The sequence below is a fragment of the Paraburkholderia sp. genome (assembly GCF_035501035.1).
GTDB lineage: Bacteria > Pseudomonadota > Gammaproteobacteria > Burkholderiales > Burkholderiaceae > Paraburkholderia.
Map to the genome: position 1 here is coordinate 1 of NZ_DATJWR010000079.1, position 26,548 is coordinate 26,548.

The window sequence follows — 26,548 nt, forward strand, 5'->3', positions numbered from 1 at the left end:
GTGCAAGCCGGCCGCGCTGATCGGACGGGGCTGCGACGGGGCGTCGGTCCCGGCGAACGACAGCGGCGTTTGACATCTGCTGCGGTGGTGCGTCGAATCGTCCGGTTCGTACGACATCGCAAGCTCGCACCGAGGCAACGCCGACAGCATCGCGTTCCAGACCATCCTCGCCTTGAACGCCGCGGTCGAGGCCGCGCGAGCAGGCGAGCTGGGGCGCGGCTTTGCGGTTGTGGCAAGCGAGGTCCGCAGTCTGGCTCAGCGTAGCGCCAGCGCGGCGAAGGAAATCAAACAGCTGATCGTCGACACGGTCGAAAAGATTGCTGAGGGCTCGTCGCTGGCCGACCGGGCGGGCCACACGATGACCGACATTGTGTCTTCCGTGAAGACGGTCAGCGACTTGATGACCGAGATCTTCGCGGCGGCTCAAGAGCAAAGCGCAGGCATCGAGGAAATCAACCGCGCGGTGATGCAGATGGACTCGACCACGCAGCAGAACGCGGCGCTCGTCGAACAGGCGACCGCGGCGGCACGTTCGCTCGAAGAACAGGTCGTGGTCCTGGGTAACGCGGTCGCGGTGTTCAAGCTGGAATCGGCTTAGAGCGCGTTCAAAGGGTGGGTTTTTCGCCGTCGAGAAAATGGACGCGGCTTAGGGGCGCCCCCGGCTGATCGCGGTCCCTGGAGGGAGGGGTGTCCGTTCCATCTCGGTCGGCATATGTCGTTTGACGTTTGCATCGGGCGGCTCGCGGCCAGAATCCGTCAGTCGCCCTCGCCGACGCACAGCCATTCGCATGGCAGTTTCTCACTCGCGAGCGGTCGTTTGCCAGGTGCGCGGCATTCATCCCCGTGGCTCAAATACGAGGCGATGAAATCGCAAGCAAGATGTGCGAGAAACCGATGCAAGCCTAGCGACCATTGCGCCGGACTGCGGATTTTTTGATCAGAACCGCTCTCACGCCTCAAAGGATGCCGCCCAATCGACCGGCGCCAGAATAATTGGTCGCGTCTGGTTTGCGTCAGCATCGATATCGACGCGTGCGCGCGAGAGCGGTTCGCTCGAAAGCCCACGCGCACGACGACCGCACACGATTTGTCCATCGAATCGTTGTTTTGTCCAAGATCGGCCCAGCGCCAAACAGTTACGCTCCCTCCACATCGACAGCTCGACACGTCGATGCCTCTGCGCTCCCGTCACTCCTTGACCCGGTGGCCGACGCGACGAGCGAGGTTCGCCTTGCCGCGTCAGCAGAAATTGCCCGCTGATTGTCCATAAAGCTTCGCGTGTCCGCCGGCCTCGAACACTACGGCGCTGTGCCGGTCCCGCCCTCTCCTGGAGTTGTGGCATGACAAATCGCGATACCTCTACGCGTCTTGATCACGCAACGGGTGCGCCCGTTGTCGATAATCTGAACATCGAAACGGCTGGACCGCGTGGTCCCGCGCTGCTGCAGGACATCTGGCTGATCGAAAAGCTCGCGCACTTCGACCGCGAGGTCATTCCCGAGCGGCGCATGCACGCCAAGGGATCGGGTGCCCACGGCGTTTTCACGGTGACGCACGACATCACGCGCTATACCAGGGCGAAGCTCTTTTCGGAAGTCGGCAAGACGACCCCGGTATTCCTGCGCTTTTCGACCGTGGCCGGAGAACGCGGCGCCGCCGATGCCGAGCGTGACATCCGTGGATTTGCGGTGAAGTTCTACACGGAAGAAGGGAACTGGGACATCGTAGGCAACAACACGCCAGTGTTCTTTTTCCGCGATCCACTGCGCTTTCCCGACCTGAACCACGCGATCAAACGCGACCCGCGCACGGGGCTGCGCAACGCAAACAGCAACTGGGACTTCTGGACGCTTTTGCCAGAGGCGCTTCACCAAGTCACGATTGTCATGAGCGATAGAGGCATTCCGCGCAGCTATCGCCACATGCACGGATTCGGCAGCCACACGTTTAGTTTTATCGATGCCGCCAACCGCCGCACGTGGGTGAAGTTTCACCTACGGACCGAGCAAGGCATCGCGAATCTTACTGATAGCGAAGCCGAGCAACTCGTGGGCAAGGACCGCGAGACACATGGCCGTGATCTTTACGAGAGCATCGAAAGCGGCGATTTCCCGCGCTGGACGCTCTTTATTCAGGTGATGAACGACGAACAGGCGAGGTCTCTGCCATTCAATCCGTTCGATCTCACCAAAGTTTGGCCGAAAGCCGATTTCCCATTGATCGAGGTCGGTGTTCTCGAACTAAACCGCAATCCCGCCAATTATTTCGCTGAAGTCGAACAGGCGGCCTTCTCGCCCGCGAACGTGGTCCCCGGGATTGGCTTCTCTCCCGACAAGATGCTTCAAGCGCGTCTCTTCTCCTATGGCGACACCCAACGGTATCGGCTAGGCGTGAACTTCAATCATATTCCCGTCAATGCACCGAAATGCCCCGTCCACAGCTACCACCGGGATGGCGCCATGCGCACCGATGGCAACCTCGGCGACACGCCGTCTTACTTCCCGAACAGCGCAGGCGAGTGGGAAGTTCGGGCTGGTCTTCACGAGCCGCCGCTGCGCATCGAAGGCGACGCCGCCCATTGGGACCATCGCGTGGACGCGGATCACTACGCGCAACCCGGCGATCTGTTTCGTCTGATGAGCAAAGCCCAGCAGCAGTTGCTGTTCGAGAACACCGCTCGACAAATGGCCGGCGTTGAGGCACATATCCAGGAACGCCACATCCTCAACTGCTCGAAGGCAGACCCCGAATATGGCGCGGGCGTTCGCGATGCCCTGGCAAAACTCGGGCCGGCAGAAGCGGCGAAATAGCCAGCCATTCGCGTGCGACCGCCACCACGGTCGCCGACGATCGCTCAATCTCAAAGGAGAAACGCCATGTCACAGGTTATTCAGGATGTCGCCGTGCCCGACAGCCAGCTTGCGCGGCAGATCACCGAATTCGTGCGCGACACGTCCAGCCCGCTGCTCTTTCATCATTCGAGCCGGGTGTACCTGTTCGGTGCTTTGGAGGGTATGCGCCGGGGGCTGAAGTTCGATCCGGAGTTGTTATACGCGGGCGCCATGTTCCATGACGTGGGTCTCGTCAGTGCGTACAGCAGCGCCACGGAACGGTTCGAAGTTGACGGGGCCAACGCTGCCCGCGACTTTCTGTCGGCCCGTGGCATCACCGAGGCCGATATCGATCTCGTCTGGACGGCCATCGCGTTGCATACCACGCCGGGGATTCCGCGCCATATGCATCCGATCGTCGCCCTTGTGACGGCGGGCGTCGAGATGGATGTGCTCGGACTCTCCTACCACGAATTCTCCGAGGAGGAACGCGAAGCCGTCACGCGCGCGCATCCACGTCCGCCGCACTTCAAGGAAGACATCATTCAGGCCTTCTACGACGGCATCAAGCGCAAACCGGAAACCACTTTCGGCAACGTGAAAGCCGACGTCATCGCTGACAAGGAGCCACATTTCCATCGTGGGAATTTCTGCTCCGTGATCCGTAATTCGCCGTGGCCGGGCTGAAGAAACCATCCTGCGGATCGATCCGCAGCGACTCGCATCAGGCAATGCGTTGCACGCTCCGTTATTGCAACGGCGCAAATGTCGGAAATATCCGCAACGTCCGTATTGGCAGAAACCACTGGCGCTTGCATCGTGCGCGACGCAACGCCAGTTCCCGTCCACCGGGTCATTCACACTGAGATCAACATCATGGACAAGCTTGCAGGGAAAGTAGCCGTTGTAACCGGCGCGTCGAAAGGCATCGGCGCAGCCATAGCGAAGGCACTCGCGGCCGAAGGGGCATCGGTCGTCGTGAACTACGCGAGCAGCAAGACCGGTGCGGATGCCGTCGTGTCCGCCATCACCACGGCCGGCGGAAAAGCGGTTTCCGTCGGCGGCGACGTGTCGAAGGCCGCTGACGCGAAAGGCATCATCGATGCGGCAATCGAAACGTACGGCCGCCTCGACATCCTCGTGAACAACTCCGGCGTCTATGAATTCGCGCCGATCGACGCATTTACGGAAGCTCAGTACCGCAGGCAGTTCGACGTCAATGTGCTCGGCGTGCTGCTCACCACGCAGGAAGCCGTCAAACACCTCGGCGAAGGCGCCAGCATCATCAACGTCAGTTCGGTCGTTTCGACGCTCACGCCTGCCACGACAGCCATCTATAGCGGCACGAAGGGTGCGGTCGATGCCATCACCGGCGCGCTCGCACGCGAGCTTGGACCGCGCAAGATCCGTGTGAACACCATCAATCCTGGCGTAATCGTGACCGAGGGTGCGCAAAGTGCCGGAGTCATCGGTTCGGAATTCGAGACGTCAGCGGTCAGCCAGACGCCGCTCGGGCGCGTCGGCAGACCGGACGACATTGCATCGATTGCCGTTTTCCTGGCGTCCGACGATGCCAAGTGGTTGACGGGCGAACATATCATCGCTAGTGGCGGCATGCACTGAGGCAGGTTTGCGAAACTGCGCGCCCAAGGTCGTCCTCCTCGAACCCGGGAAACAAATGTCACAGTCATTCAGGATTTCTCGGGGTTTAGTGTTTTGGGGCGTCTAATTGAAGCGTGACGACTGAACGTGGCTGAAACAAAATGACCACGCGCGCACTTCGTAACGGTGACCCGCATTCGCGGGTCACCCCTCTCCCGGCAGGTCAATCATAGCGAGCCTGGCGGCGACGCCAGCCGCCAGCCATTCAAGACGACTGCGCCCGGTTAGCGCAACAGTAATAAAATTCGGTTAGATTAGCGATTCCTTCTTTTCCTCCGCCACCCGGCAACGGCAGAACCGTCGGCACGGTCCCTTCGCGAGCGAGATGAATGAACGAGAGAAGTCCCTTGAATCTGGACCTGCCGACGCTGGAGGAAACCATCGCCAGGCAGTTCAACCTGCCGGAAGCGCCGACCGTGCGCGCAGGTATCGTTTCGCAGGGCCCTCCGATCTCGTTTTCGAGGCTGACAAACGACCGGCCGCAGCCCGGACGCTCTCTGGCTCCACGACTGGAAGAAGCCTTTGTCTTCCAAATTCCGCTGATCATGTGCCCGGATTCCGACGTTCGTTTTTCAGGGGGGCGTTTCAACGAATCGACATCGTGCATACCAGGCAATAGCTATCTTTTCGACCTTCGCACGGGTCCGACGCGTCGGCTAGATTTTCCGTTCGATAACATCCGGCTCTATCTTTCCCAAAGCACCCTCGAGGAATTTGCCTATCAACGGGGGCGACGGCGCATCGGAGGTCTCACGCAGCGCGGTTTCGGCGCAAGCGACCCCGTCCTGTTTCGTCTTTCGCAGACGCTGCAGACTGTTCTGGAACAGTCGGATACCGCCAGTTCACTGTTTATCGACTACATTGCCCTCGCTTTCTGCGAGCATGTGGTGATGCGGTATAGCCACGCCAATACGCCGAATCGCGCTCGCCGCGCCGGCCTCGCCCCATGGCAGATGCGACGAGTCCAGGAATTCTTCGAGGCTCATCTGCACGGCAACCCGTCCATTCTCGACCTCGCGCGCCAGTGCGGCCTTTCCGCAAGCTATTTTTCCGAGGCGTTCAAACAGACAACCGGGCTCACGCCCCATCAGTGGCTGCTGAGGCACCGGATCGAACGAGCCAAAACCCAATTGCGCGAAACTGACGCGAGCCTGGCAACTATCGCGTCGAACTGCGGGTTTTTCGACCAGAGCCATTTCTCACGCGTGTTTTCGCGCCTTGAAGGATGCGGGCCGAGGGATTGGCGCCAGCACAATCGCAGAAGCTAGGTTCACGTCAACGTCGCCGTTGACGCTTCGAAGCCGAACGCGCTCGACTTTGCAGCGACCGCCCATGGTTTATCCAGCGTGTCGTTGCTTCGTCCAAGATGACAGCGGTTCCGACAGGTACGCTGGAAATCAAGAACGCCGGTGCCAGTACGGCGAACCATTCGCGATTGCCGATTCGGCCTGATGTCCGTATTGCTCTGCCTGAATCATCCATTCAATCGTAATCAATAAGGAATACGAAATGAGCTATTTTAAATCCACGGATGGCACCGAAATTTTCTACAAAGACTGGGGTACTGGCACCCCGATCGTTTTCTCCCACGGATGGCCTCTCTGTGCCGACGCCTGGGATGCACAGATGCTGTTTTTCGGAATCAAAGGCTATCGCGTCGTTGCGCATGATCGTCGTGGTCACGGCCGTTCTGGTCAGCCGTGGGACGGCAACAACATGGATCAGTATGCCGACGACCTCGCAGCGCTTTTAAATCATCTCGATCTACAGGGGGCCGTACTCGTTGGTCATTCGACCGGCGGTGGCGAGGTCGCCCATTACATTGGCCGTCACGGAACCGGGCGCGTCGCAAAGGCGGTACTGATCGGAGCCGTTCCGCCGATCATGCTGAAGACCGCGGAAAATCCCGGCGGCCTGCCGATGGACGTATTCAATGGACTTCGCTCCGGGGTAGTTAACAACCGCTCGCAGCTCTACAAGGATCTTGCGGTTCCCTTCTACAATTTTAACCGTTCGGATACCGAAGTGTCACAGGGTACGATTGACGCTTTCCAGGCTCAAGGACTAATGGGATCGATAAAAGGACAATTTGATTGCATTCGTGAATTCTCCGAAGTCGACTATACGGAGGATCTGAAAAAAATCGACGTACCCCTGCTTATTCTGCATGGCGACGACGATCAGATCGTCCCCATCGACGCATCGGCGCGACGGTCGGTCGAAATCGCCCCGATTGCAAGGCTCAAGATTTACCCGGGCGGCTCGCACGGCATCGCCACGGTAAACGCGAACGCAGTCAACCTGGATCTACTCGAATTCCTGCAAAGCTGAACGGCTTGTCTGCGATGTGCCTGTATGCCGATCTATACAGGCCTCGCGCAAAAATTGCGCGCCTGGCGACGCTCGCGGGCGAGACAAAGGAGACATCGCGTGGATCAATCACTTGAACACGCCATCGCGATCATCGCTCAGACCCGCGCTGGTCAATATCCGATGCCGGTTATCCGTTCATTTTTTGACGAGGCCACGTTTACCGCAAGCTATGTCGTTCATGATCCGATCTCACTTGCGGCGGCGATCATCGATCCTGTGCTCGACTTCGACGCGCCGACCTGCCGCCATTCGTCGACGTCTGCCCAGGCCATCGTTGCGTATATTGAATCCGAGGGCCTGTCGACTGAATGGCTGCTGGAGACCCATGCGCATGCAAACCACCTGACCGCCGCGCCTTTTCTGCAGGCGCGCGTCGGTGGCACGCTTGCAGTCGGGCGCGACATAACGACGGTCCAGAGAATTTTCGGCGACCTGTTCAATGCCGGACCGGAGTTCCCCCGAGACGGCTCGCAGTTCGATCATCTGTTCGATGACGGCGAGGAATTCAAAATCGGCGCGATCGAGTGCAGGGTGCTGGACGTTCCTGGCCATACGCCAGCCGGTGTCGCCTACGTAATCGGTGACTCGGTGTTCTGCGGCAACACGATGTTCATGCCGGACTACGGGACTGCAAGGACCGACTTGCCCGGCGGTGACGCGCGGCGGCTTTACCGCTCCATCCGGCGACTACTCTGCCTTCCCGACGAAGCACGATTGTTCTTGAGCCACGACTACAAAGCCCCCGGCCGCGACACCTATGCCTGGGAAACAACCATCGGGGCCGAACGCACCGCAAACGTACATGTTCGTGACGGGATCACGGAGGGCGCGTTTGTCGCGGCGCGCACCGCGCGAGATGCGACACTGGCCTTACCGAAGCTGATGCTTCAGGCGATGCAGGTGAACATGCGGGCCGGTGCTTTTCCACCTGCGGAAGACAACGGCAAGTGCTACCTCAGAATCCCGCTGAACACGATCTGATGCGGTCGTCTGATGCCAGAAAGCGTCATATTTCAGTTGCGAGGAGAACGTTTTGGACTACATCGACACCCTGATGCGTCGTAACGTTGAGTTTGCCGAAAATGGCTTCAATCCGGGCCTCCGGATGATGCCGACAAGCAAAACGTTAATCATCGGATGCGTAGACCCGCGCGTAGATCCCATGGATATATTCAAGCTCGCGCCCGGCGAGGCAGGAATCTTCCGTAACGTCGGCGGCCGAGTGAATCCTGCTTTGTTTGAAACACTCGGGATTCTGCGCACAGTGGCCGTTGCGGCAGGTGGAGACATCGGCCCCGACTGGAACCTCATCGTCTTGCACCATACCGACTGTGGCATTAAGCGGTGCTACTGTCATGAACCACGGCGCCTGGCAGCATATATGGGGGTGACGATAGATGAGCTCGCCAGTCTGGAAATTAGCGACCCGTATAAAGCGGTTGTACTCGACGTGGCGACCCTCCGGGCGAACAACGATGCCTCCGGAGACTACACGGTCTCGGGTCTGGTCTACGACGTCGAGACGGGCAACGTTGAGATAGTTGTTCCGCCTTCTCGAACGCGGCCAGACGCAGGCTGAGCTACGCACACTTTCGATCGATAGCAAACTGCGAGCTTGCGACCTAACGCATCTGCTCGTGCACGAGGTCTGCCAGGGTAGCCACGCAGGGTCGCGCGCAACGGTCATGCAGCAGAAGACTCAACGAGCAGTTCAGTTCGAGATCCCGGAGCAGACTCGGCAGAGCCTTGAGCAGTGGATCAAGGCTCGGGGATTGAAGTCCACCGACTATCGCTTCCCAAGCCGGTTGCACGCGTCGCCGCATCTGTCGACACGACAATATGCCCGAGTGGTTCATCGCTGGGTCGCTTCTATTGAGCTCGACAATACTGCGTAGGGCACTCATACGATGCGCCGCACGAAGGCTTCGCTGATCCATAGGCAAACGAAGAACTTGCTCGGCACTCACCATATGGCGTTCTCTCCGCGACAGTGGGCTTCTGATACTCACAGCGTGGCTTATGGGCGGCATTTTAATGCTCATAGCGCGCCGATCTCGGCTGCCATGATCAGCCCTCTTTTTCAATTGCGGCACTTGCAATGTTTCGCCTGGCGCTAGGCGGCCAACGGAATATCTTGTAATATTGCGTTACGTTTGGAAACATTACGTATTCCTGCGAGATCGGTCAGCAGATTGTAAGGATGTCAGCATGACCGGTACGAAGGATTGGTACATGACGACCCGTGCGTGAAGGCGTTTGTCGAACACCAGCAATCGGGGTTGTGGTTGCTAAGGAATACGATGTATTTGCGCAGGCAGTTCGATTTGCCAATGCTGGGTCGATATTCAGGCGCACTAGAGTCGCGAACGAATCGCCGTCACTCCAGACGATCTACCGTGCGCGCGAAGTGGTCGGTCGCTTCCTCCAGGGGTTTCTCAGGAGTTTGTTTCAATCGGCACCCTTATGACAAGTTCGCTGGCCGCGACGCCTCCGTGCTTGCACCATTCACGAAAACGGAAACAGATCGTGGTCAATGATGTCGATTTCTGATATTTGCCACCTGCTGTCCAGGTCTATTCCTGGGCGAACTCCCCATGACCTCTTCCGGCAGTTCCGCGTGCTGATGTACGCACTGCTCAATCCGTTTGCAGCCCGCATCTGGTTGAGGGCACTGACGACGAATTCTCTGCTTGCGGATATTGCTGCGCGCAACCGGCGCTTTCTCGAACGTCCCTTTCATCGCTTTGCCCAGGCCAATATGCCTGCATACGCGCGTGCCGAACTGCTGTGCGGTCATTTTCGAGTCGTTCGGGAACTGTTTGGTGAAGATCTGGTGCGCAGGCTCTACGTCGATTCGGAATACGTGACGTTGGCATCGATTGGAAGGTATGCGCTCGTTGTGAGCGAGCCGGTACGCTGCTGGCGTGAAGGGTTACTTACCGTCGCCTGGCGCGACGTGTTTGAACACGTCGATCTTGCCTGGGCGACCATCAGCTTCGAAAGCCATTCATTAGGGAAGCGCGGTGCGCTGATCGGGGGACTGCAGGGGCCAGCCGGCGCCGACAGAGAGCGGGTGCGCGAGGCTACGCGCGCATGCCATGGTCTGCGACCGAAGGCCGCTGTGATGGAAGCGGTTGGCGGATTCTGCACGATTGCAAGGGTAGACACACTCACCGGAGTGACGAAGAGTACGCACGTTTCCGCCACAACGGCGGTTCAGTTTAGCGCAGACTATGACGGCTTCTGGCGCGAACTAGGTGGCGTTGAGGTCGACGGGCGGTTCGTGCTGCCGCTTCGCCCACATCACCGCGACATCAGCGAGGTTCCGTCAAACCGGCGTGCTGCATTTCGTCGGCGGCAGACTCTGATTGCGGATTTGCTGGCGCAGATCGATCGGGCAGTCGACGAGGGCATGAAGCCGCCTCATCTGGGTCAGGCGAAGGCCGACTACCATCTGCCGGAACTTGTTGCTGCCCTGGCAACTAGTTATTGTGACGCGGAACCTGCGTGACGCCGATGTCGCGGAGTCACGGGTTGCTCGAGATCCCGGTGAACAGATACACGCGAAGAAGTCTGGGGAGGAAGAACTGAAGGCATCGCGTGCCAGGCGACGCCGCTCCCGATGTCCAATGTGCGCCCGATTGCCGCCGTCTAGCCAGTGGTGTGGTAAATGGCGGAACGGGCCGCCATGTCGGTCCAGACGATATTCACGCGAACCGTCGTGAACATCGCCGCGCGACTTCAAATTCACCATCCGCGGCCTATACTCTTCAGAGACATTTCGTTCGCTACCTGACCCGCAACAGGCTGGTCAACTCTGGAGCTTACTGGTGTAGGTGAGACAACCAGGTCGCTCCGTGGTTGAGTGTGAGGGACATTGAACATCATGACCACAGGCTCGGATCTCGATCTGGTTATCGTGGGTGGTGGCATCGGCGGTGTCATCTGCCTGAAGTACGCCAAAGATGCCGGGCTCAAGACTCTGCTTCTGGAGCGCCGTGAGCGAATCGGCGGGCTGTGGCGCGATCTTCCCTCGTGGCAGGACATCCAGTTTCGCAAGGAAGACTGGGCGCTCGGCGATATCCCGCTGTCCGAAGAAAGGCAGCCGGGTATTTTGCGCAACATCGAAGCCTGGGTCGAACGGTTCGATCTCGCGCCTCAAATCGTCCTCAATGCACCGGTCACGAGTGCACATTCCTGCGAAGGCGGCTGGCAAGTGACAACAGAGGGAGCCTCGTATCAATCGAGGTGGCTCATCGCTGCAACAGGCGGACACAATCGTCCCGTCGTTCCGCAGATCACGCGAACTGATTCGTCGATCACCGAATATCACTCGTTCGACCTGCGCAATCCCGAAGCGTTGAGAGGCAAGCGCGTCACTGTCGTGGGCGGCGGTGCATCTGCATACGATCTGCTTGACCTGTGCTTTGCATACCAGGCGAGCAGCATTGTGTGGATCTATCGGTCCGCCAAGTGGATGCGCCCAACGCGCCAGGCCAAATATCTCGGGACCGACATGCGCCTGTTGGCGAAATACCAGATGCTTGGTCTTTCATCGAGCGCGATGAACCGCCGCATCAACGAGGACTTGCGGGCAAGGTACAAGAAGGCCGGAATCACGGAGATCATGCCTGAGGACGCCTTCGACATCCGTCGCGACCAACTCATTCCGGGCCGGCCACGTATGATCCAGGGCTTCCGCAGCATCGAGCGCCACCGCGGTGAAGTGCAGTCCGTCCACGGCAAGACGATTCGCCTCGCGAACGGTGAAGCGATCGAAACAGACCTGTTGCTTTGGGGAACCGGGTATGCGATGGAACTTGGCTATCTGGGGCTGGATTCGCTGACAACGGCAAGAGGGCTGAATGAGATCTCCGCGCGCTGCTACTCCGTCTTTCGCTCAATCGACGCCCCCAATCTATTTCTCCTGGCACCCGGTGTGCTTGAGACAAATACATCGACGCCGTGGGCTTATGCCCATGTAGCGAGATCGATCATGACCCACATTGCAGGCGGCTCCGTCTTTGTGGATCCGCCGGTTCAGGCTCTAACCAATCACTTTGACCTTGTCAAAATGCTGGCACTGCACGATCGACAAAACTACCCGTTAGGCCTTTGGTATCTCACGTATCTTTGGCTCGCGATGTTCCGTCCAAAGGCACAAGCGATGCCCATTCCTTGAAGGACATAACTGATCGAATCACGACTCTGACCAGATTCGACTCCGTCGATGGCATGCAGGTAGCGCTAGATCGAGAACGCCTTACCCGGCGAATGAATAGTCAACATGCAGATCAAACTCGTCGGCGATATCAAAACCTCAAGTTCCGCAGTCAACCGTTGCGGCGATTGCAACGGCGGTTGTATCTGTGGAAGCTGCCCTTGAGGCCAATGTCGGGGCGTGGCGGGAGTGGGTCGGCGCCCACCTACATCAGCCAGCCGGCCACAAACGGCCATTGACCAGTTGATTTTCACCGGGCGTTCACGCAGCCCCGAGCTCCGCAAACAGCCAATCCTGAAAGTACTTCAGCTTAGGCAGATCCGCGCGCGATTTCAGCAGGTTGAGCGTATAGCCGTTCACCCTCAACCCCTCGTATCCCAAAGGCGCCACCAGCGTGCCCGTTTCCAGCTCGCGTTGCACGAGCAGCAGGCTCTCCAGACACACGCCCATGCCGTCCGCGGCCGCGCTGATCGCCATGAACGAGCGGTCGAAGCGCGGCCCGCGCGAGATGTCGAGCACGACCTTGCGGTGCAGCCGCATCCAGTCGCGCCAGCCGACAAGACACCCTTCGCTATGGATCAGCGTGTGATGCCTCAAGTCCGCGACCGTGCGTATGGGGTGCTCGCCGTTCGCGAGGCGCGGTGAACACAGCGGCACGATGGTTTCGAGCGGCAGGTCGAGCACCATCGTGCCTGCCGGCTGCAAGCGCCGCGCGCCATAGCGAATATCGATGTCGACGGGCTCCTTGATCAGGTCCACAGCCGCCGACGAAGCATTGAGCCGCACGTCGATATCCGGATGCAGCGCGCTGAAGCGCGCGAGCCGCGGCATCAGCCATTGCGTGGCGATGCTCGGCGTGGCGTGCACGGTGAGGATGTCGCTTTTCTCCACGCGGCCGATGTCACGCGTGGCCTTGTCGATGCGCGCGAACGCCGCGCCGATTTCCTCGGCATATTGACGGCCCGTGTCCGTGAGGACCACCGCGCGATGCACGCGATGAAAGAGCCGCATGCCCAACTGGTCCTCCAGCAGCTTCACCTGATGACTGATCGCCGAGGGCGTGACGAACAGTTCCTCTGCTGCGAGCGCGAACGACGAGAGCCGCGCAGCGGCCTCGAAAGCCTGTATGGACTTGAGTGTGACGCGATTGTGCATGGCAGCATTCGCATGAATTGAGTTCAACAATAAGCCACTTTAATTCGTTTGAGCAAAGGTATTCAAGTCGATACGCTTGATTCATTCGCAGTGAAACTGATTCGAGGGATTACCCGGATCTGCGAACGAGACGACTCATTCCGCCATGAAGCATTGGCCCCCGGCGCGTCAACCGCCGGGGCGCCGCAAGAAGGAGACACGAGTGAATACGAGTGAAGCCGGGCGCACCGCCCAACTCGCGGAACACGCCTGGCGCATCCGCCGCAATGCGTTGCTGATGGGCGAGGTACAGGGGCAGGGCTATATCGGCCAGGCGCTCGACATAGCAGACGTGCTGGCCGTGGCTTACTTCGGCGCGATGCGCTATCGCCCCGAAGACCCCGAATGGGAAGGGCGCGACCGCTTCCTTCTGTCGAACGGCCACTACGCGATTGCACTTTACGCCGCACTCTTCGAGGCCGGCATCCTCCCCGCCGACGAACTCGAAACCTACGGCAGCGACGACAGCCGTCTGCCGATGTCGGGCATGGCGAGCTACACGCCGGGCATGGAGATGTCGGGCGGCTCGCTCGGCCATGGTCTGACGATTGCCGTTGGCCGTTGCCTGGGCCTGAAGCGCAAGGGCTCGGACGCCTTCGTCTACACGCTCTTTTCAGACGGCGAACTCGACGAGGGGGCGATCTGGGAAGGCCTCATGTCCGCCGCGCACTGGAAGCTCGACAACCTGATCGCCATGGTCGACGTGAACAACCAGCAAGCCGACGGCCCGTCCACGCAGATCATGGCGTTCGAGCCGCTCGTCGAGAAGCTCGAGGCGTTTGGTTGGTACACGCAGCGCGTGAACGGCAACGACATCGAAGCCGTGAAGCTGGCTTTCGATAACGCCCGCAATCACGACAAGCCGCAACCGCGCATCATCGTGTGCGATACGAAGATGGGTTGCGGGGTGCCGTTCCTCGAACAACGCGAAAAGAACCACTTTATCCGCGTCGACGCGCACGAGTGGCAGCTCGCGCTCGAAGCACTCGATGCAGGGAGGTCAGCATGAGCACCGTCCTCAAGAGGCCGCGCCTGAAAACCTCCGCCATGATCGCTTCGATCGCGGGAGAAGGGCAGGTCACGCGTTCCGCGCCGTTCGGCCACGCGCTTGCCGAACTGGCACGCACGAAGCAGCAGATCATCGGCATGACGGCCGATCTCGGCAAATACACCGACCTGCACATCTTCGCGAAGGCATTCCCTGAGCGCTATTACCAGATGGGGATGGCCGAACAACTGCTGATGGGCGCCGCGGCAGGCTTCGCGCATGAAGGCGCGCAGCCGTTCGTCACGACCTATGCGGTGTTCGCCACGCGCCGCGCGTACGACTTCATCCATCAGGCGATCGCGGAAGACAACCTCGACGTGAAAATCGTGGCGGCGCTGCCGGGGCTCACGACCGGCTATGGCCCGAGCCACCAGGCGGCCGAAGATCTCGCGCTGATGCGCGCGATGCCGAACATGACCGTGATCGATCCGTGCGACGCGCTCGATATCGAGCAGATGGTGCCGGCCATCTCGGCCCACAAAGGCCCCGTCTACGCACGCCTGCTGCGCGGCAACGTGCCCGCCGTGCTCGACGAATACGACTACAAGTTCGAGCTCGGCAAGGCGAAGCTGCTGCGCGACGGCAACGAGGTGCTCCTGGTCTCGTCCGGGATCATGACGATGCGCTCGCTCGAAGTCGCGAAGGCGCTGGAAGCGGACAACATCGGCGTGGGCGTGCTGCACGTGCCGACCATCAAGCCGCTCGACACCGCCACGATCCTGCGAGAAGCGAAGCGCACGGGCCGCATGGTGATCGTCGCGGAAAACCATACGGTGATCGGCGGACTCGGCGAAGCCGTGGCGCGCACGCTGCTCGGTGCGGGCGTGACGCCGGCCTTCCGCCAGATCGCGCTGCCCGACGCGTTTCTCGACGCGGGCGCGCTGCCCACGCTGCATGAGCGCTACGGCATTTCGACCGAAGCGATGAGCGACACCATCAGGGGCTGGCTCGGCTGACCACGCCGCCCCCCCGCCATGACAACCGCAGTCAATTTCACTATCAGGAAGGAGAGCAGCATCATGTCAGAATCGCGTCTTCTCGACGGCAAAGTCGCCGTCATTTCCGGCGCAGCCTCGCCGCGCGGCATCGGCATGGCCACCGCGCGCATGTTTGCGAAGCACGGCGCCAAGGTCGCCATTCTCGATCTCGACCTCTCGGCGGCCCGCGACGCGGCAGCGTCGATCGGCCCGGAGCATCGCGGCTACGCATGCAATGTGACCGACCGGCAGGCCTGCGAGGCCGCAGTCGCAGAGGTCGTCGCCGACTTCGGCGCCATCGACGTGCTCATCAATAACGCGGGCATCACGCAAGCAGCCAAGCTGCTCGACATCGATGCGCAAAGCTGGGACCGCATTCTCGACGTGAACCTGCGCGGCGTGCTGTACCTCTCGCAGGCCGTCGTGCCGCAAATGAAGAAGCAGAAGAGCGGATCGATCGCCTGCATGTCGTCGGTCTCGGCGCAGCGCGGCGGCGGCATTCTCGGCGGGCCGCATTATTCGGCCGCGAAAGCCGGCGTATTGGGCCTCGCCAAAGCCATGGCGCGTGAACTCGGCAACGACGGCATTCGCGTGAACTGCGTGACGCCCGGGCTGATCCAGACCGACATCAATGCGGGCAAGATCGACGACAACAAGCGCGGCGAGATTCTCGCGGGCATTCCGCTGAACCGCCTCGGCGTGCCCGACGACGTCGCCGGCGCATTCCTGTTTCTCGCCGCGCCGATCTCGTCATACATCACCGGTGCCGTCATCGACGTCAATGGCGGCATGCTGATTCACGGCTGACGCTACAGGCGCGCGGCGGCGTCCGGCCCGCCGCGCGTGTCCATGCAGTCGCCGGGCACAGGCAAACGCGCCATAGAGCGTGCTGTGCGGGAAAACATACAACGCGATACCTGCGTATCCATATTGGAGGAGCACATCATGAGCCAAAGTTCGAACTCCGGCCGCGGCATCGACCGGCGGACCTTCCTGAAAGCGGGCGCGAGCGTCGCCGCCGCGGCGCCGCTCTGGGGTCTGTCGATCCGCCGCGCCGCGGCCGCCGACTTCTCGTACAAGCTCGCGACGGGACAGGACCCGACGCACCCGGTCAATGTCCGCGCACAACAGGCCTGCGACAAGATTCGCGCCGCAACGGGCGGCAAGCTCGACATCAAGGTGTTTCCCGCCAATCAGCTCGGCTCCGATACCGACCTGCTCTCGCAGGTGCGCAGCGGCGGGGTAGAGTTCTTCAATCAGGCTTCGTCGATTCTCGCGACGCTCGCGCCCGCCGCCGGTATCGTCAACACGGGCTTCGCCTTCCCTGACTACGACACTGTGTGGAAGGCGATGGACGGCGACCTTGGCGCCTATGTCCGCGCGCAGATCGAGAAGACGGGCATCGTGACCGTCTCGCGTGTGTGGGACAACGGCTTCCGGCAGATCAGCTCGTCCACGCGCGTCATCAAGCAGCCCAGCGACCTGAAGGGCTTCAAGATCCGCGTGCCGCAGGCGCCGATGCTCACATCCCTCTTCTCGGCGCTCGGCGCCGGCCCGTCTCCGATCAACTTCAACGAGCTGTATTCGGCACTGCAAACGGGCGTCGTGGAGGGGCAGGAGAATCCGCTGCCCATCATCGCGACGACGAAGCTCTATGAAGTGCAGAAGTCGATCAGCCTCACCTCGCACGTGTGGGACGGCTACTGGATCCTCGGCAACCGCCGCGCATGGGAGAAACTGCCCGCCGACATGCGCGCCATCGTTACGCGCGAATTCGAAGCGGCAGGCATGCTGCAGCGCGCCGACATTGCGAAGCTCAATGGCTCGTTGCGCAACGACCTGAAAGGCAAGGGCATCAATATGGTCGAAGTGGATCGCCAGTCGTTTCGCGACGCGTTGCGCAAGACGAGCTTCTATAGCGACTGGAAAGGCAAATATGGCGAACAGGGCTGGAGCCTGCTCGAAAAGTACTCCGGAAAACTGGTCTGAACGCCATGCATACCATCACTTTCCCCCATCCGTCGCCGCGCCGCATCGTTGCGCTGCTCGACAACGTGCTCGCTCGCTGCGTCGAAATTCCCGCCGCGCTGCTCGTGCTCGCCGAAATCTTCGTGCTGCTCGCGGGCGTCACGAGCCGCTACGTGCTGCATACGCCACTCGTCTGGAGCGATGAGCTCGCCTCCATGCTGTTCGTCTGGCTCGCGATGCTCGGCGCGGTAATCGCCTTGCGGCGCGGCGAGCACATGCGCATGACCGCGCTCGTGGGCAAGACATCGCCCAAGGTGCGCGCCTTTCTCGATGTCGTCGCGATCGCCGCGCCGCTCGCTTTCCTGCTGCTGATCGTCGGGCCCGCCGTCGACTTCGCGCAGGATCAAGGCATCATCACGACGCCCGCGCTCGGTATCTCGGACACCTGGCGCGCCGCCGCGTTGCCGGTGGGCAGCGCGCTGATGCTGGCCGTCGCCTTCCTGCGACTCATTCGCACTGCGAACTGGCAGACGATGATCGCGGCGCTCGCGCTGGTGGGAGCGATCGCGGGCGGCTTCATTGCGGTGAGCCCGCTGCTGCAGAATCTGGGCAACGCGAACCTGCTGATCTTCTTCGTCGGGCTCGTCGCGCTGTGCGTGCTCTGCGGCGTGCCCATCGCCTTCTCGTTCGGGCTCGCGACGTTCGGCTATCTCGCGCTCACCACGAGCACGCCGCTCAGCGTGGTCGTCGGCCGCATGGACGAAGGCATGTCGCATCTGATCCTCCTCTCCGTGCCGCTCTTCGTCTTCCTCGGCCAGCTGATCGAGATGACCGGCATGGCGAACGCGATGATCTCCTTTCTCGCGAGCCTGCTCGGCCACGTGCGCGGCGGCCTCTCGTACGTGCTCGTGGGGGCGATGTATCTGGTGTCCGGCATCTCCGGCTCAAAGGCCGCCGACATGGCCGCCATCGCGCCGGTGCTGTTCCCCGAGATGAAGGCGCGCGGCGCGAAGCCCGGCGACCTCGTCGCGCTGCTCGCCGCCACCGGCGCGCAGACGGAGACCATCCCGCCAAGCCTCGTGCTCATTACGCTCGGATCGGTGACGGGCGTGTCGATCTCCGCGCTTTTCACGGGCGGCATGCTGCCCGGCATCGTGCTGGCGATCACGTTGTGCTCTGTCGTCTGGTGGCGCTATCGCGGCGACGACCTCTCGGGCGTGCGCCGTGCGTCGCGCCGCGAGATCGGCCGCAAGCTCATCGTTGCGCTGCCGGCGCTCGCGCTGCCGTTCGTGATTCGTCTCGCGGTCGTGGAAGGCGTCGCGACGGCAACCGAGGTTTCGACGATCGGCATTGTCTATGCCGTGCTCGCGGGGCTCATCATTTACCGGCGTTTCGAGTGGGCCCGCTTAAAGCCCATGCTGATCGATACGGCCGCGTTATCCGGCGCGATCCTGCTGATCATCGGCGCGGCCACGGGCATGGCGTGGGCGCTCACGCAGTCGGGCTTCTCGGGCCAGCTCGCGCAGATGATGGCAGGCCTGCCGGGTGGCGGTGCCACGTTCATCGCCGCGTCGATCCTCATGTTCATGGTGCTCGGCAGCGTGCTCGAAGGTATCCCCGCCGTCGTGCTGTTCGGCCCGCTGATGTTCCCGATCGCCCGACAGTTGGGCATCAACGAGGTGCACTATGCGATGGTCGTGATCCTCTCGATGGGCGTGGGGCTCTTCGCGCCGCCGTTCGGTGTCGGTTACTACTCGGCGTGCGCCGTGAGCCGCATCCATCCTGACGAAGGCATGAAGCCGATCGTCGGCTATATGCTGGCACTGCTGGCCGGATTGATCGTCGTGGCGGCCGTGCCCTGGATCTCCATCGGGTTCCTGCGCTAACGAAGTGCGCGCCGCGTCGTTCCCCTGACGCGGCGCATTCTCCCTTTTCACTCAACCGATAGCCGCCGCCTGAAGGGCCGCGCGGCAAGGAGAAGTCATGTCTTCACTCATGCCGTTGCACGAAACGCGGCCGCTCGCCAATGCCATCCGCTTTCTTGCGATCGATGCCATCGTACGCGCCGGCGAGGGCCATCAGGGCGTCCCGCTCGGCATGGCGGAAATCGCGACCGCACTCTTCACGCAGCATCTGAAGTTCAATCCCGCCGATCCGCAGTGGCCCGACCGCGACCGCTTCGTGCTCTCGAACGGACACGGCTCGATGCTGCTCTACGCGCTGCTGCATCTGACCGGTTACGCGCAGTTCGACATCGAGGCAATCAAGACCTTCCGCGACATGGGCTCACGCTGCGAAGGGCACCCGGAATTCGATACCGCAGCGGGCATCGAAGTGACGACAGGGCCGCTGGGGCAAGGGATCGCGAACGCGTTCGGCATGGCTGTGGCCGAGGCGTATCTGAACGCGAAATTCGGCGACGGCATCGTGAATCATCGCACGTATGCGTTCGTGGGCGACGGCTGCCTGCAAGAGGGCGTCGGTCAGGAGATGATTTCGCTGGCGGGCCATCTTCAGCTCGGCAAGCTGATTCTGTGCTGGGACGACAACCGCATCACCGACGACGGCAGCACGACGCTCTCGATCAGCGAAGACGTGAGCGCGCGGTTTCGCGTGGCCGGCTGGCATGTCACAGAAGTCGACGGACACGATCTCGACGCCGTGGCGGCCGCGCTCGCCGAAGCCAAGCGCGATCCGCGCCCCTCGATGATTGCATGCCGCACGGTGATCGCGCGCGGCATTGCGCGCCTGCAAGGTCAGCGCGGCGGGCACAGCGGGAAGCTGTTCGAAGCCGATGCCAATGCCGCGCGCGAGGCGCTTGGCTGGGCGCATGCGCCGTTCGAGATGCCGCGCGACGTGCTCGAAGCCTGGCGCGCCGCGGGACGGCGAAGCGAAAGCGAATATCTGGCGTGGCGCGAACGCGTTGCCGCGTTGTCCGCCGAAACGCGCGCCGAATTCGAGCGCATCCAGGCGGGCCGCTTGCCCGAAGGCTGGCAACGCGTACTCGAAGACTACAAACGCCAATGCATTGAGCGCGGTGAATCCGAGGCGGGCATCATGATTTCCGCCGAGATCAACGACCGGCTCGCACAACTGCCCGAGCGCATGGTCGCCTGCGCGGACCTCGAAGCGCCGACGAGCCACAAGCGCAGCCTGCACGCGTTCACCGCCGTGGATCGCAGCGGCGCCTATGTGCACTGCGGCGTGCGCGAGCACGTAATGGGATCGATGGCAAACGGCATGGCCGCGCACGGCGGCGTGATACCGCTTGCCGTCACCTATCTCGCCTTTTCGGACTACGAACGACCTGCAATGCGCATGGCCGCACTCATGGGGCTGCCGGTGAAATTCGTGTTCAGTCACGATTCAATCGGCGTGGGCAAGAACGGGCCGACGCACCAGCCCGTCGAGATTCTCGCGTCGCTGCGCGCGATGCCGAACATGCGGGTCTTCCGGCCAGCCGATGCCGTCGAGGCCGCGGAATGCTGGGCGCTCGCCTACGAGCATCGCAGCGGCCCGAGCACGATGGTGTTCGCGCGGCAGAGCCTGCCGCTCGTGCGTACGCGTTACAGCGCGGCGAACCTCTGCGCGCGCGGCGGCTATGTGCTCGCGCAGGCAGAGGGCGGCGAGCGCCTCGTGACGCTGCTGGCAACCGGATCGGAGGTCACGCTGGCGCTCGCGGCGCGTGAGCGCCTGCAGCGCGAGGGCATTCCAACCGCCGTCGTCTCGCTACCCTGCTGGGAATTGTTCGACGAACAGGACCGCGCGTATCGCGAGGAGGTGCTCGGCGTCGACACGGTGCGCGTCGGCGTCGAGGCGGCGGTGCGTTTTGGCTGGGACCGCTATCTCGGCGAGCGCGGTGGTTTTGTGGGCATGCCAGGGTTCGGCGCGTCGGGGCCTGCCGAGGTCCTCTACGAACACTTCGGCATCACGCCCGGGCATATCGTCGCTGAAGCGAAGCGCCGTTTCTAACACACTCAACACGTTCAACAGGAATCAGCATGGAGAAGATCGTCTTTCTCGACCGCGCGACGCTCGCGCCGCAAATCCGGCTCTCGCGTCCGGCATTCGAACATGAACTCATCGAGTACGACCACACTTCAGCCGACCAGGTCGCGGCACGCCTTTCCGGCGCCACCATCGCGATCACGAACAAGGTGCCGCTCACAGCCGAGGTAATCGCACAGTTGCCTTCATTGAAGCTTGTCGCCGTAGCCGCAACGGGCACCGACTGCATCGACAAGGCGGCCTGCGAGCGTCACGGCATTCGCGTATCGAATATCCGCGGCTATGCGGTGAACACGGTGCCCGAGCATACCTTTGCTCTGATGCTCGCGTTGCGGCGCAATCTGGTTGCCTACCGCGACGATGTCCTCAACGGCGAATGGCAGAAGTCGGGGCAGTTCTGCTTCTTCAATCACGCGATCCACGATCTGGGCGGCATGACGCTCGGCATCATCGGCGAAGGCGTGCTAGGGCAGCGCGTGGCCGAAATCGCGAAAGCCTTCGGCATGCGCACGCTATTTGCCGCGCACAAGGGGCGCGAAGGACTCGGGCCGCTTTATACGCCGTGGGATGAGGTGCTCGCAACGAGCGACATCATCACGATACATAGCCCGTTGACGCCCCAGACGCGAGGCATGCTCGCCATGCCCGAATTCCGTGCGATGAAGCGCAAGCCGCTCATCATCAATACGGCAAGGGGTGGGCTGGTAGACGAGGCAGCGCTCGTTCACGCGTTGGATGAAGGCTTGATCAGCGGCATAGGCTTCGACGTGCTTTCGGGCGAGCCGCCCGCCGCAGACAATCCGCTGATGCGAATCGCGAAGCGGCCGAACGTGATCGTGACCCCGCATGTGGCCTGGGCTTCCGACGAAGCTCAGCAAAGTCTCGCGGATCAACTGATGGACAACATTTACCGCTTCGTCTGCGGGGAGCCTGCAAACCTCGTGGTTTGAAGGGGCGGCGGCCGGCGCATTGGTGTACCCGGCCGCCGGCTTGCCCTGCGCGCTAGGCCGAAGAGACGGCGCTTCGGCGTACTGATGGCGCTTCGTCGAGCCGGCGGAAGATCAACGCGGACGCGAGCGTAATGAGGCCGACGCAAACAAAGCTCATGCGGAATCCAAGAATGGCGGATCCCCAATGATGGGCAAAGAGGCTCACCAGCGCGCCACCGATCGACACACCAAGCCCCATTGCCAGCATTTGCACCATCGAAAAGAGACTGTTGCCGCTACCCGCGTCTTCGTGCGAGAGTCCCTTGAGGGTGACACTGTTCATCGCCGCGAACTGCATCGAGTTGGCCGCACCGAAGATGGCCAGCACGGCAATCTCGACGATGATCGGCGTGCGGGGCGAGATCAATGCGAACGCAACGATCGAGCCGCCCACGATCAGCGTGTTCACGAGCAGGAAAGTGTCGTAGCCATAGCGGCGGATCAATGGCGCGATCCAGCGCTTGGCGATGGCGCCGGCGAGTGCCGCGGGCAACATCATCAAGCCGGAATGCAGCGGCGTATAGCCGAGCTCGAGCTGCAGCAGCAGCGGCACGAGAAATGGCACGGCGCTCGAACCGACCCGGCACACCAGATTGCCGATCAGCCCGACGCTGAAATTCGGTTCACTGAACAGCGCAAGCTTGAACAAGGCGTCGGGGCGGCGACGTGCATAGGGTATGTAGAGGAGTGCTGTGCAAAGCCCGAGCGCGAACAGGGCGGTCGACCATGCGGCGCGATGCGATTGCGTCGGTACATCGACCGCGAGCGAAAACGCGATCATCGACAAGGACACCAGCGCGCAACCCGCGAGGTCGAACCTCGGTGCCACAGCGCTCGTGTTGCGGGGCAGATAGCGGTGCACGGCGAGCATTCCCGCCGCGCCAATCGGTACGTTGATGAGAAAGATCCAGTGCCAGGAAATGGCCTGGACGAACCAGCCGCCAAGCGTCGGTCCGACGATCGGACCAACCTGTCCCGCGACTGAAATCAGTGCGAGCGCCGCGACGTATTGCTCGGCGCTGACGGCACGCAGCACGGCGAGCCGGCCAATTGGCATCAACATCGAGCCGCCGACACCTTGAAGCACGCGCGCGACGACCAGTTGCCCAAGCGTATGCGCACCAGCGCAGCACAACGAGCCAAGCACGAAGATGAGAATCGCGACGAAGTAGACCCGGCGCGTGCCGAAGCGGTCAGCCAGCCAGCCGGATGCCGGCGTGAGCGTGGCCATCGTGAGCGTGTAGGCGACGATGACCGGCTGCATCGCGAGCGGCTTGACCCCGAGGCTATTGGCCATGGAGGGCAGCGCGGTGTTGACGATCGTCGTGTCCAGCGCCTGCATGAAAAACCCTGCGGCAACGATCCATAGCAGCGCCGTGTGACTTGAATCCTGTTTCATTGCGACCTTGTGCGTCCTGCGCCCTTATGGCCGAACACCTTGGGACGCCAGACGTCGTGCCTTCCCGACTCTGTTAACCTGGTGACATGATAGCGGTACCATCTTCAATCGGGAATCACCCTGGGGGCGTTGACTGTTATCGGCGTTGCCGATAACAATGCGTCATGCTCAATCCAGTCTGGCTCAAGAGTTTCGCGACGGTCGCAGCCTGCCACAGTTTCACCGAGGCGGCGCGCCAGCTCGGTCTCACGCAATCGAGCGTGAGCGAGCATATCCGGCGTCTCGAACAGGAAGTTGGCCGGCGGCTATTCGTACGCGACACCCATTCGCTCGCGATCACCGCCGACGGCGAGGCCATGCTCGCGCATGCGGGGGCGATCCTCCAGGCCATCGGCCGCGCCGAGTCGCAGTTTCGCGCACCGCGCCTGAAGGGCCGCGTGCGGCTCGGTTCGTCCGACGACGTGGCGCTCGGTCCGCTGCCGGCCGTACTCGCGGCGTTTCGCAATGCGCATCCCGACGTGGAACTCGAGATCACGATCGGCATGACGGGGCATCTTTACGAACTGCTCGACGCCGGCGCAATCGACCTCATGATCGGCAAGCGGCGCCTGGGCGAGAGGCGAGGCGTGGCGCTTTTCACGGGGCGGCTGGAGTGGCTCGCGCGCACGGGCACGATGGTCGATCTCGCGCAGCCATTGCCGCTGATTCTCGTGGCCGAACCGAGTGTGACGCGCGCTGTCGTGCTGGAGGCGCTGGCCCAGACGGACTTCCGCTGGCAAATGGTGTGCACGAGCAGCAGTCATTCCGGTTGTGTGGCGGCGGCGCGCGGCGGCCTCGGCATCACGGTGCGGCCCCAGTATCTCGCAGCGCGCGGACTCGCGCCGCCGCTCAATGTCGCGAGCCTGCCCATGCTGCCCGACGTCGAGTTCATCGCGCTAGCCGCGAAGCGGCTCAGTCGCCCGGCGCAAACGCTGTTGCAGCTGCTGCACGACAGCGACCTGCGCGGATCGTGGATCGGCGAGTAGGGCGCTTTCGTTTGCCGCAAGCCGGCGCGCGGCGGCGCGCCGTATCTAGCGTGAACCACCAGCGATAACGAGCGCCTTCAGCAACCACGTCATGGGGCGGCCGGCAAACACCACCGGCCGATCCCACATATTGGGGAAACTCCTGGATCGCGTGTCATAACGTCGTCGATTTAACAAAGTTAGAATGAAGGCTCTAGATCGACGGGGCGTGGTGCGCAAGGGCAATCGGCCCGGCGCGGGCAGGCCGGTCGCGGTGGCGGCGGCCAACCCCTTCAGCGAGAACCAGAGAGGCATTTCGTGAGCACTCCAGATCAAATATCTCTTGCCACGATACATGAATCCCGTGCGAGCGCCGCAGAAGCCGCGCCCGCCGCGGCGCAGCGACGAAGTCGCCCAACCGGCGTCGCGCGTCATCCACGTAGATGACGACTACCGACCGATATTCTCACCAGGTTCGATCCGGTTTTCCGGGACCCCAGCGGTTGCCAGGAACGGACTACCCATTCATCTCACAGTTCCCTTTCGGGAGGGAAGCGACATGTTGAGCCCGCACGAGTTGGCGACGTTGTTGCTGGTGAAGGACGCGCCCGAGCGCATCGAGGCGGACCGCGCCGAGCTGGGCGCACTTCGTGAGCTTGATCTGATCGCGAACGAGCCACCTGTAGCGGGCTTCCCCGTTCCCCGTGTCACGCCGCGCGGCGACGCGCTGCTGCGCGCCATTGCGCGAGTGTGCTGATCGACGGTCAAGAGCCGACGATCTGTCATCGGGGCGGACTATATTCATAGTGCGTGCGGCCCGCGCAAGCGGGCAGCGATATGAGCGTACCTGAGGAGGCTCACTCACATGGACCCATCCTGGCTGGGTATGGCTATCGGCATGATCGTGCTGGTGTTGGCGGCATCTGGAGTTGCGGCGCACTACCGCCGTGAACGGCGCCGTGCCGATCTCCTTCGCAACCTCGATCACCATGAGTGGTGGCAACAGACGCGCCCACGGCGGTGAGCATTCACTGGGACGATTGTTTGTGTCTGCCCTACGAGGAGTGATGCGTTTGAAGCGTGATGGTGCACACAAGAACGAACCTTCCGGATACGGACAGGGGAATCTATCGTGGGTTACGATTTTGCCGAGAGGGGTCTGGCGCATATCGGGAACGTCCTTGGCCATCTCGAGCACTCGGCCGACAGCGTACGTGCCATCGAAGCGGGGGCGGTGGTCGGCCTCGATTACTGGCGGGGCAGGGTAAATGCAATTCTGGCTATGCCGTTGCTACCCATGCATATTGAGAGACTGGCTAAGGATCTGCTCGCTCGACTGGATCGGCTGTAAGGACGCGGTATTGGAATCGAAACGGGGCGGCGGAATCGGATGCAGCATTTATTTAGGAGTACTATATTACATGATCAATTTACCCGGAAGTGGACTTCGTCACGGTAATGGTCATGGGAAACGTAATAGGGCGATTTGATCTCTTTCACGCCCACATTCAACTGGGCGCTCATAGAGTGGCGAGCAGGGCGAGCTGCTGGAAATCGGCTCGCAGCCAGCTGCGTTGCGTTCACGACATTCACAAGGCTGTGGGGCCGAGCGGCGCAGTAGAGTTACGCAGCACGAGGGTTGGGGTGAATTGAACGTCGTTGGACGGTTCATCCGAAGGATCGCCCAGTGAAGGTGTGTCCAGCTTCGACAGTGCAAGGCTGACCGCAGCGAGCGGGAGGTGTCAGGAATTTCGTGTGCTGAGGTCGGTTAAAAATCTCAGCTGATGGCGGCGGTGAATCGCTCGCCGAACAGGATGGCGAACTGATTGACTGCTTGCCGCCAGGTGATAGGTGGCATCTTCCAATCCTTTTCG

General features: G+C 61.7%; 21 protein-coding genes and 2 pseudogenes. 21 read left to right on the plus strand and 2 right to left on the minus strand.

Features of this window, described 5'->3' with window-relative positions:
• Positions 1–142: 142 nt before the first annotated feature.
• The 11 genes and pseudogenes from VMJ11_RS05535 to VMJ11_RS05585 form a co-directional block, all read left to right on the plus strand.
• A pseudogene (locus VMJ11_RS05535) lies at positions 143–598 on the plus strand (methyl-accepting chemotaxis protein); the annotation flags it as partial.
• A gap of 742 nt (positions 599–1,340) precedes the next feature.
• Entirely contained in the window at positions 1,341–2,810 is a 1,470-nt protein-coding gene (locus VMJ11_RS05540) for a catalase (protein ID WP_325617754.1), read from the plus strand.
• A 66-nt stretch (positions 2,811–2,876) separates the two neighbouring features.
• Positions 2,877–3,518, plus strand: a complete 642-nt coding sequence (locus VMJ11_RS05545; RefSeq protein ID WP_325617756.1) for an HD domain-containing protein — start codon at positions 2,877–2,879, stop codon at positions 3,516–3,518.
• 189 nt (positions 3,519–3,707) lie between these two features.
• Positions 3,708–4,454 carry a glucose 1-dehydrogenase gene (locus VMJ11_RS05550; RefSeq protein ID WP_325617758.1) on the plus strand — a complete coding sequence of 249 codons (747 nt, stop codon included), beginning with the start codon at positions 3,708–3,710 and terminating at the stop codon, positions 4,452–4,454.
• 386 nt (positions 4,455–4,840) lie between these two features.
• Positions 4,841–5,761, plus strand: coding sequence for an AraC family transcriptional regulator (locus VMJ11_RS05555; RefSeq protein WP_325617760.1), 921 nt, complete (start codon positions 4,841–4,843; stop codon positions 5,759–5,761).
• Between the two features lie 241 nt (positions 5,762–6,002).
• Positions 6,003–6,824 carry an alpha/beta hydrolase gene (locus tag VMJ11_RS05560; RefSeq protein WP_325617761.1) on the plus strand — a complete coding sequence of 274 codons (822 nt, stop codon included), beginning with the start codon at positions 6,003–6,005 and terminating at the stop codon, positions 6,822–6,824.
• Between the two features lie 99 nt (positions 6,825–6,923).
• The gene (locus VMJ11_RS05565; RefSeq protein WP_325617764.1) at positions 6,924–7,847 is read left to right on the plus strand and encodes an MBL fold metallo-hydrolase; all 924 of its coding nucleotides are present in this window, start codon (positions 6,924–6,926) and stop codon (positions 7,845–7,847) included.
• A gap of 52 nt (positions 7,848–7,899) precedes the next feature.
• A complete protein-coding gene (locus VMJ11_RS05570) occupies positions 7,900–8,445 on the plus strand; it encodes a carbonic anhydrase (protein WP_325617766.1) in 546 nt (181 codons plus the stop codon).
• Between the two features lie 10 nt (positions 8,446–8,455).
• Positions 8,456–8,983: pseudogene (locus VMJ11_RS34410) on the plus strand (hypothetical protein); the annotation flags it as partial.
• A 416-nt stretch (positions 8,984–9,399) separates the two neighbouring features.
• Positions 9,400–10,377, plus strand: coding sequence for a VirK/YbjX family protein (locus VMJ11_RS05580; RefSeq protein ID WP_325617768.1), 978 nt, complete (start codon positions 9,400–9,402; stop codon positions 10,375–10,377).
• Positions 10,378–10,752: 375 nt separating this feature from the next.
• Complete coding sequence (locus tag VMJ11_RS05585) at positions 10,753–12,048, plus strand: flavin-containing monooxygenase (protein ID WP_325617770.1); 1,296 nt, start codon at positions 10,753–10,755, stop codon at positions 12,046–12,048.
• A 300-nt stretch (positions 12,049–12,348) separates the two neighbouring features.
• Here VMJ11_RS05585 and gcvA read toward each other — a convergent pair whose 3' ends face one another.
• Positions 12,349–13,242, minus strand: coding sequence for a transcriptional regulator GcvA (gene gcvA, locus VMJ11_RS05590; RefSeq protein WP_325617772.1), 894 nt, complete (start codon positions 13,240–13,242; stop codon positions 12,349–12,351).
• A gap of 202 nt (positions 13,243–13,444) precedes the next feature.
• Here gcvA and VMJ11_RS05595 point away from each other — a divergent pair, with 202 nt between their 5' ends.
• From VMJ11_RS05595 to VMJ11_RS05625, 7 genes are all read left to right on the plus strand, one after another.
• Positions 13,445–14,290, plus strand: coding sequence for a transketolase (locus VMJ11_RS05595; RefSeq protein WP_325617774.1), 846 nt, complete (start codon positions 13,445–13,447; stop codon positions 14,288–14,290).
• Positions 14,287–15,285 carry a transketolase family protein gene (locus VMJ11_RS05600; RefSeq protein WP_325617776.1) on the plus strand — a complete coding sequence of 333 codons (999 nt, stop codon included), beginning with the start codon at positions 14,287–14,289 and terminating at the stop codon, positions 15,283–15,285. Before VMJ11_RS05595 ends, VMJ11_RS05600 begins: the two co-directional genes overlap by 4 nt.
• A 63-nt stretch (positions 15,286–15,348) precedes the next feature.
• The gene (locus VMJ11_RS05605; protein WP_325617779.1) at positions 15,349–16,113 is read left to right on the plus strand and encodes a glucose 1-dehydrogenase; all 765 of its coding nucleotides are present in this window, start codon (positions 15,349–15,351) and stop codon (positions 16,111–16,113) included.
• 138 nt (positions 16,114–16,251) lie between these two features.
• Entirely contained in the window at positions 16,252–17,295 is a 1,044-nt protein-coding gene (locus tag VMJ11_RS05610) for a TRAP transporter substrate-binding protein (RefSeq protein ID WP_325617781.1), read from the plus strand.
• 5 nt (positions 17,296–17,300) lie between these two features.
• Complete coding sequence (locus VMJ11_RS05615; RefSeq protein ID WP_325617783.1) at positions 17,301–19,160, plus strand: TRAP transporter large permease subunit; 1,860 nt, start codon at positions 17,301–17,303, stop codon at positions 19,158–19,160.
• Between the two features lie 109 nt (positions 19,161–19,269).
• Positions 19,270–21,246 carry a transketolase gene (gene tkt / locus VMJ11_RS05620; RefSeq protein ID WP_414694308.1) on the plus strand — a complete coding sequence of 659 codons (1,977 nt, stop codon included), beginning with the start codon at positions 19,270–19,272 and terminating at the stop codon, positions 21,244–21,246.
• Positions 21,247–21,275: 29 nt separating this feature from the next.
• Positions 21,276–22,232, plus strand: coding sequence for a D-2-hydroxyacid dehydrogenase (locus VMJ11_RS05625; RefSeq protein WP_325617787.1), 957 nt, complete (start codon positions 21,276–21,278; stop codon positions 22,230–22,232).
• A 52-nt stretch (positions 22,233–22,284) separates the two neighbouring features.
• On the opposite strand, the gene mdtD is transcribed toward VMJ11_RS05625, so the two are convergent.
• Positions 22,285–23,670 carry a multidrug transporter subunit MdtD gene (gene mdtD / locus VMJ11_RS05630; RefSeq protein ID WP_325617789.1) on the minus strand — a complete coding sequence of 462 codons (1,386 nt, stop codon included), beginning with the start codon at positions 23,668–23,670 and terminating at the stop codon, positions 22,285–22,287.
• A 164-nt stretch (positions 23,671–23,834) separates the two neighbouring features.
• Between mdtD and VMJ11_RS05635 the strand changes: the two genes are divergently transcribed.
• The 3 genes from VMJ11_RS05635 (at position 23,835) to VMJ11_RS05645 (ending at position 26,025) form a co-directional block, all read left to right on the plus strand.
• The gene (locus VMJ11_RS05635; protein WP_325617792.1) at positions 23,835–24,695 is read left to right on the plus strand and encodes a LysR family transcriptional regulator; all 861 of its coding nucleotides are present in this window, start codon (positions 23,835–23,837) and stop codon (positions 24,693–24,695) included.
• 538 nt (positions 24,696–25,233) lie between these two features.
• Complete coding sequence (locus VMJ11_RS05640; RefSeq protein WP_325617794.1) at positions 25,234–25,431, plus strand: hypothetical protein; 198 nt, start codon at positions 25,234–25,236, stop codon at positions 25,429–25,431.
• Positions 25,432–25,806: 375 nt separating this feature from the next.
• Positions 25,807–26,025, plus strand: a complete 219-nt coding sequence (locus tag VMJ11_RS05645) for a hypothetical protein (RefSeq protein WP_325617796.1) — start codon at positions 25,807–25,809, stop codon at positions 26,023–26,025.
• The last annotated feature ends 523 nt before the right edge of the window (positions 26,026–26,548 follow it).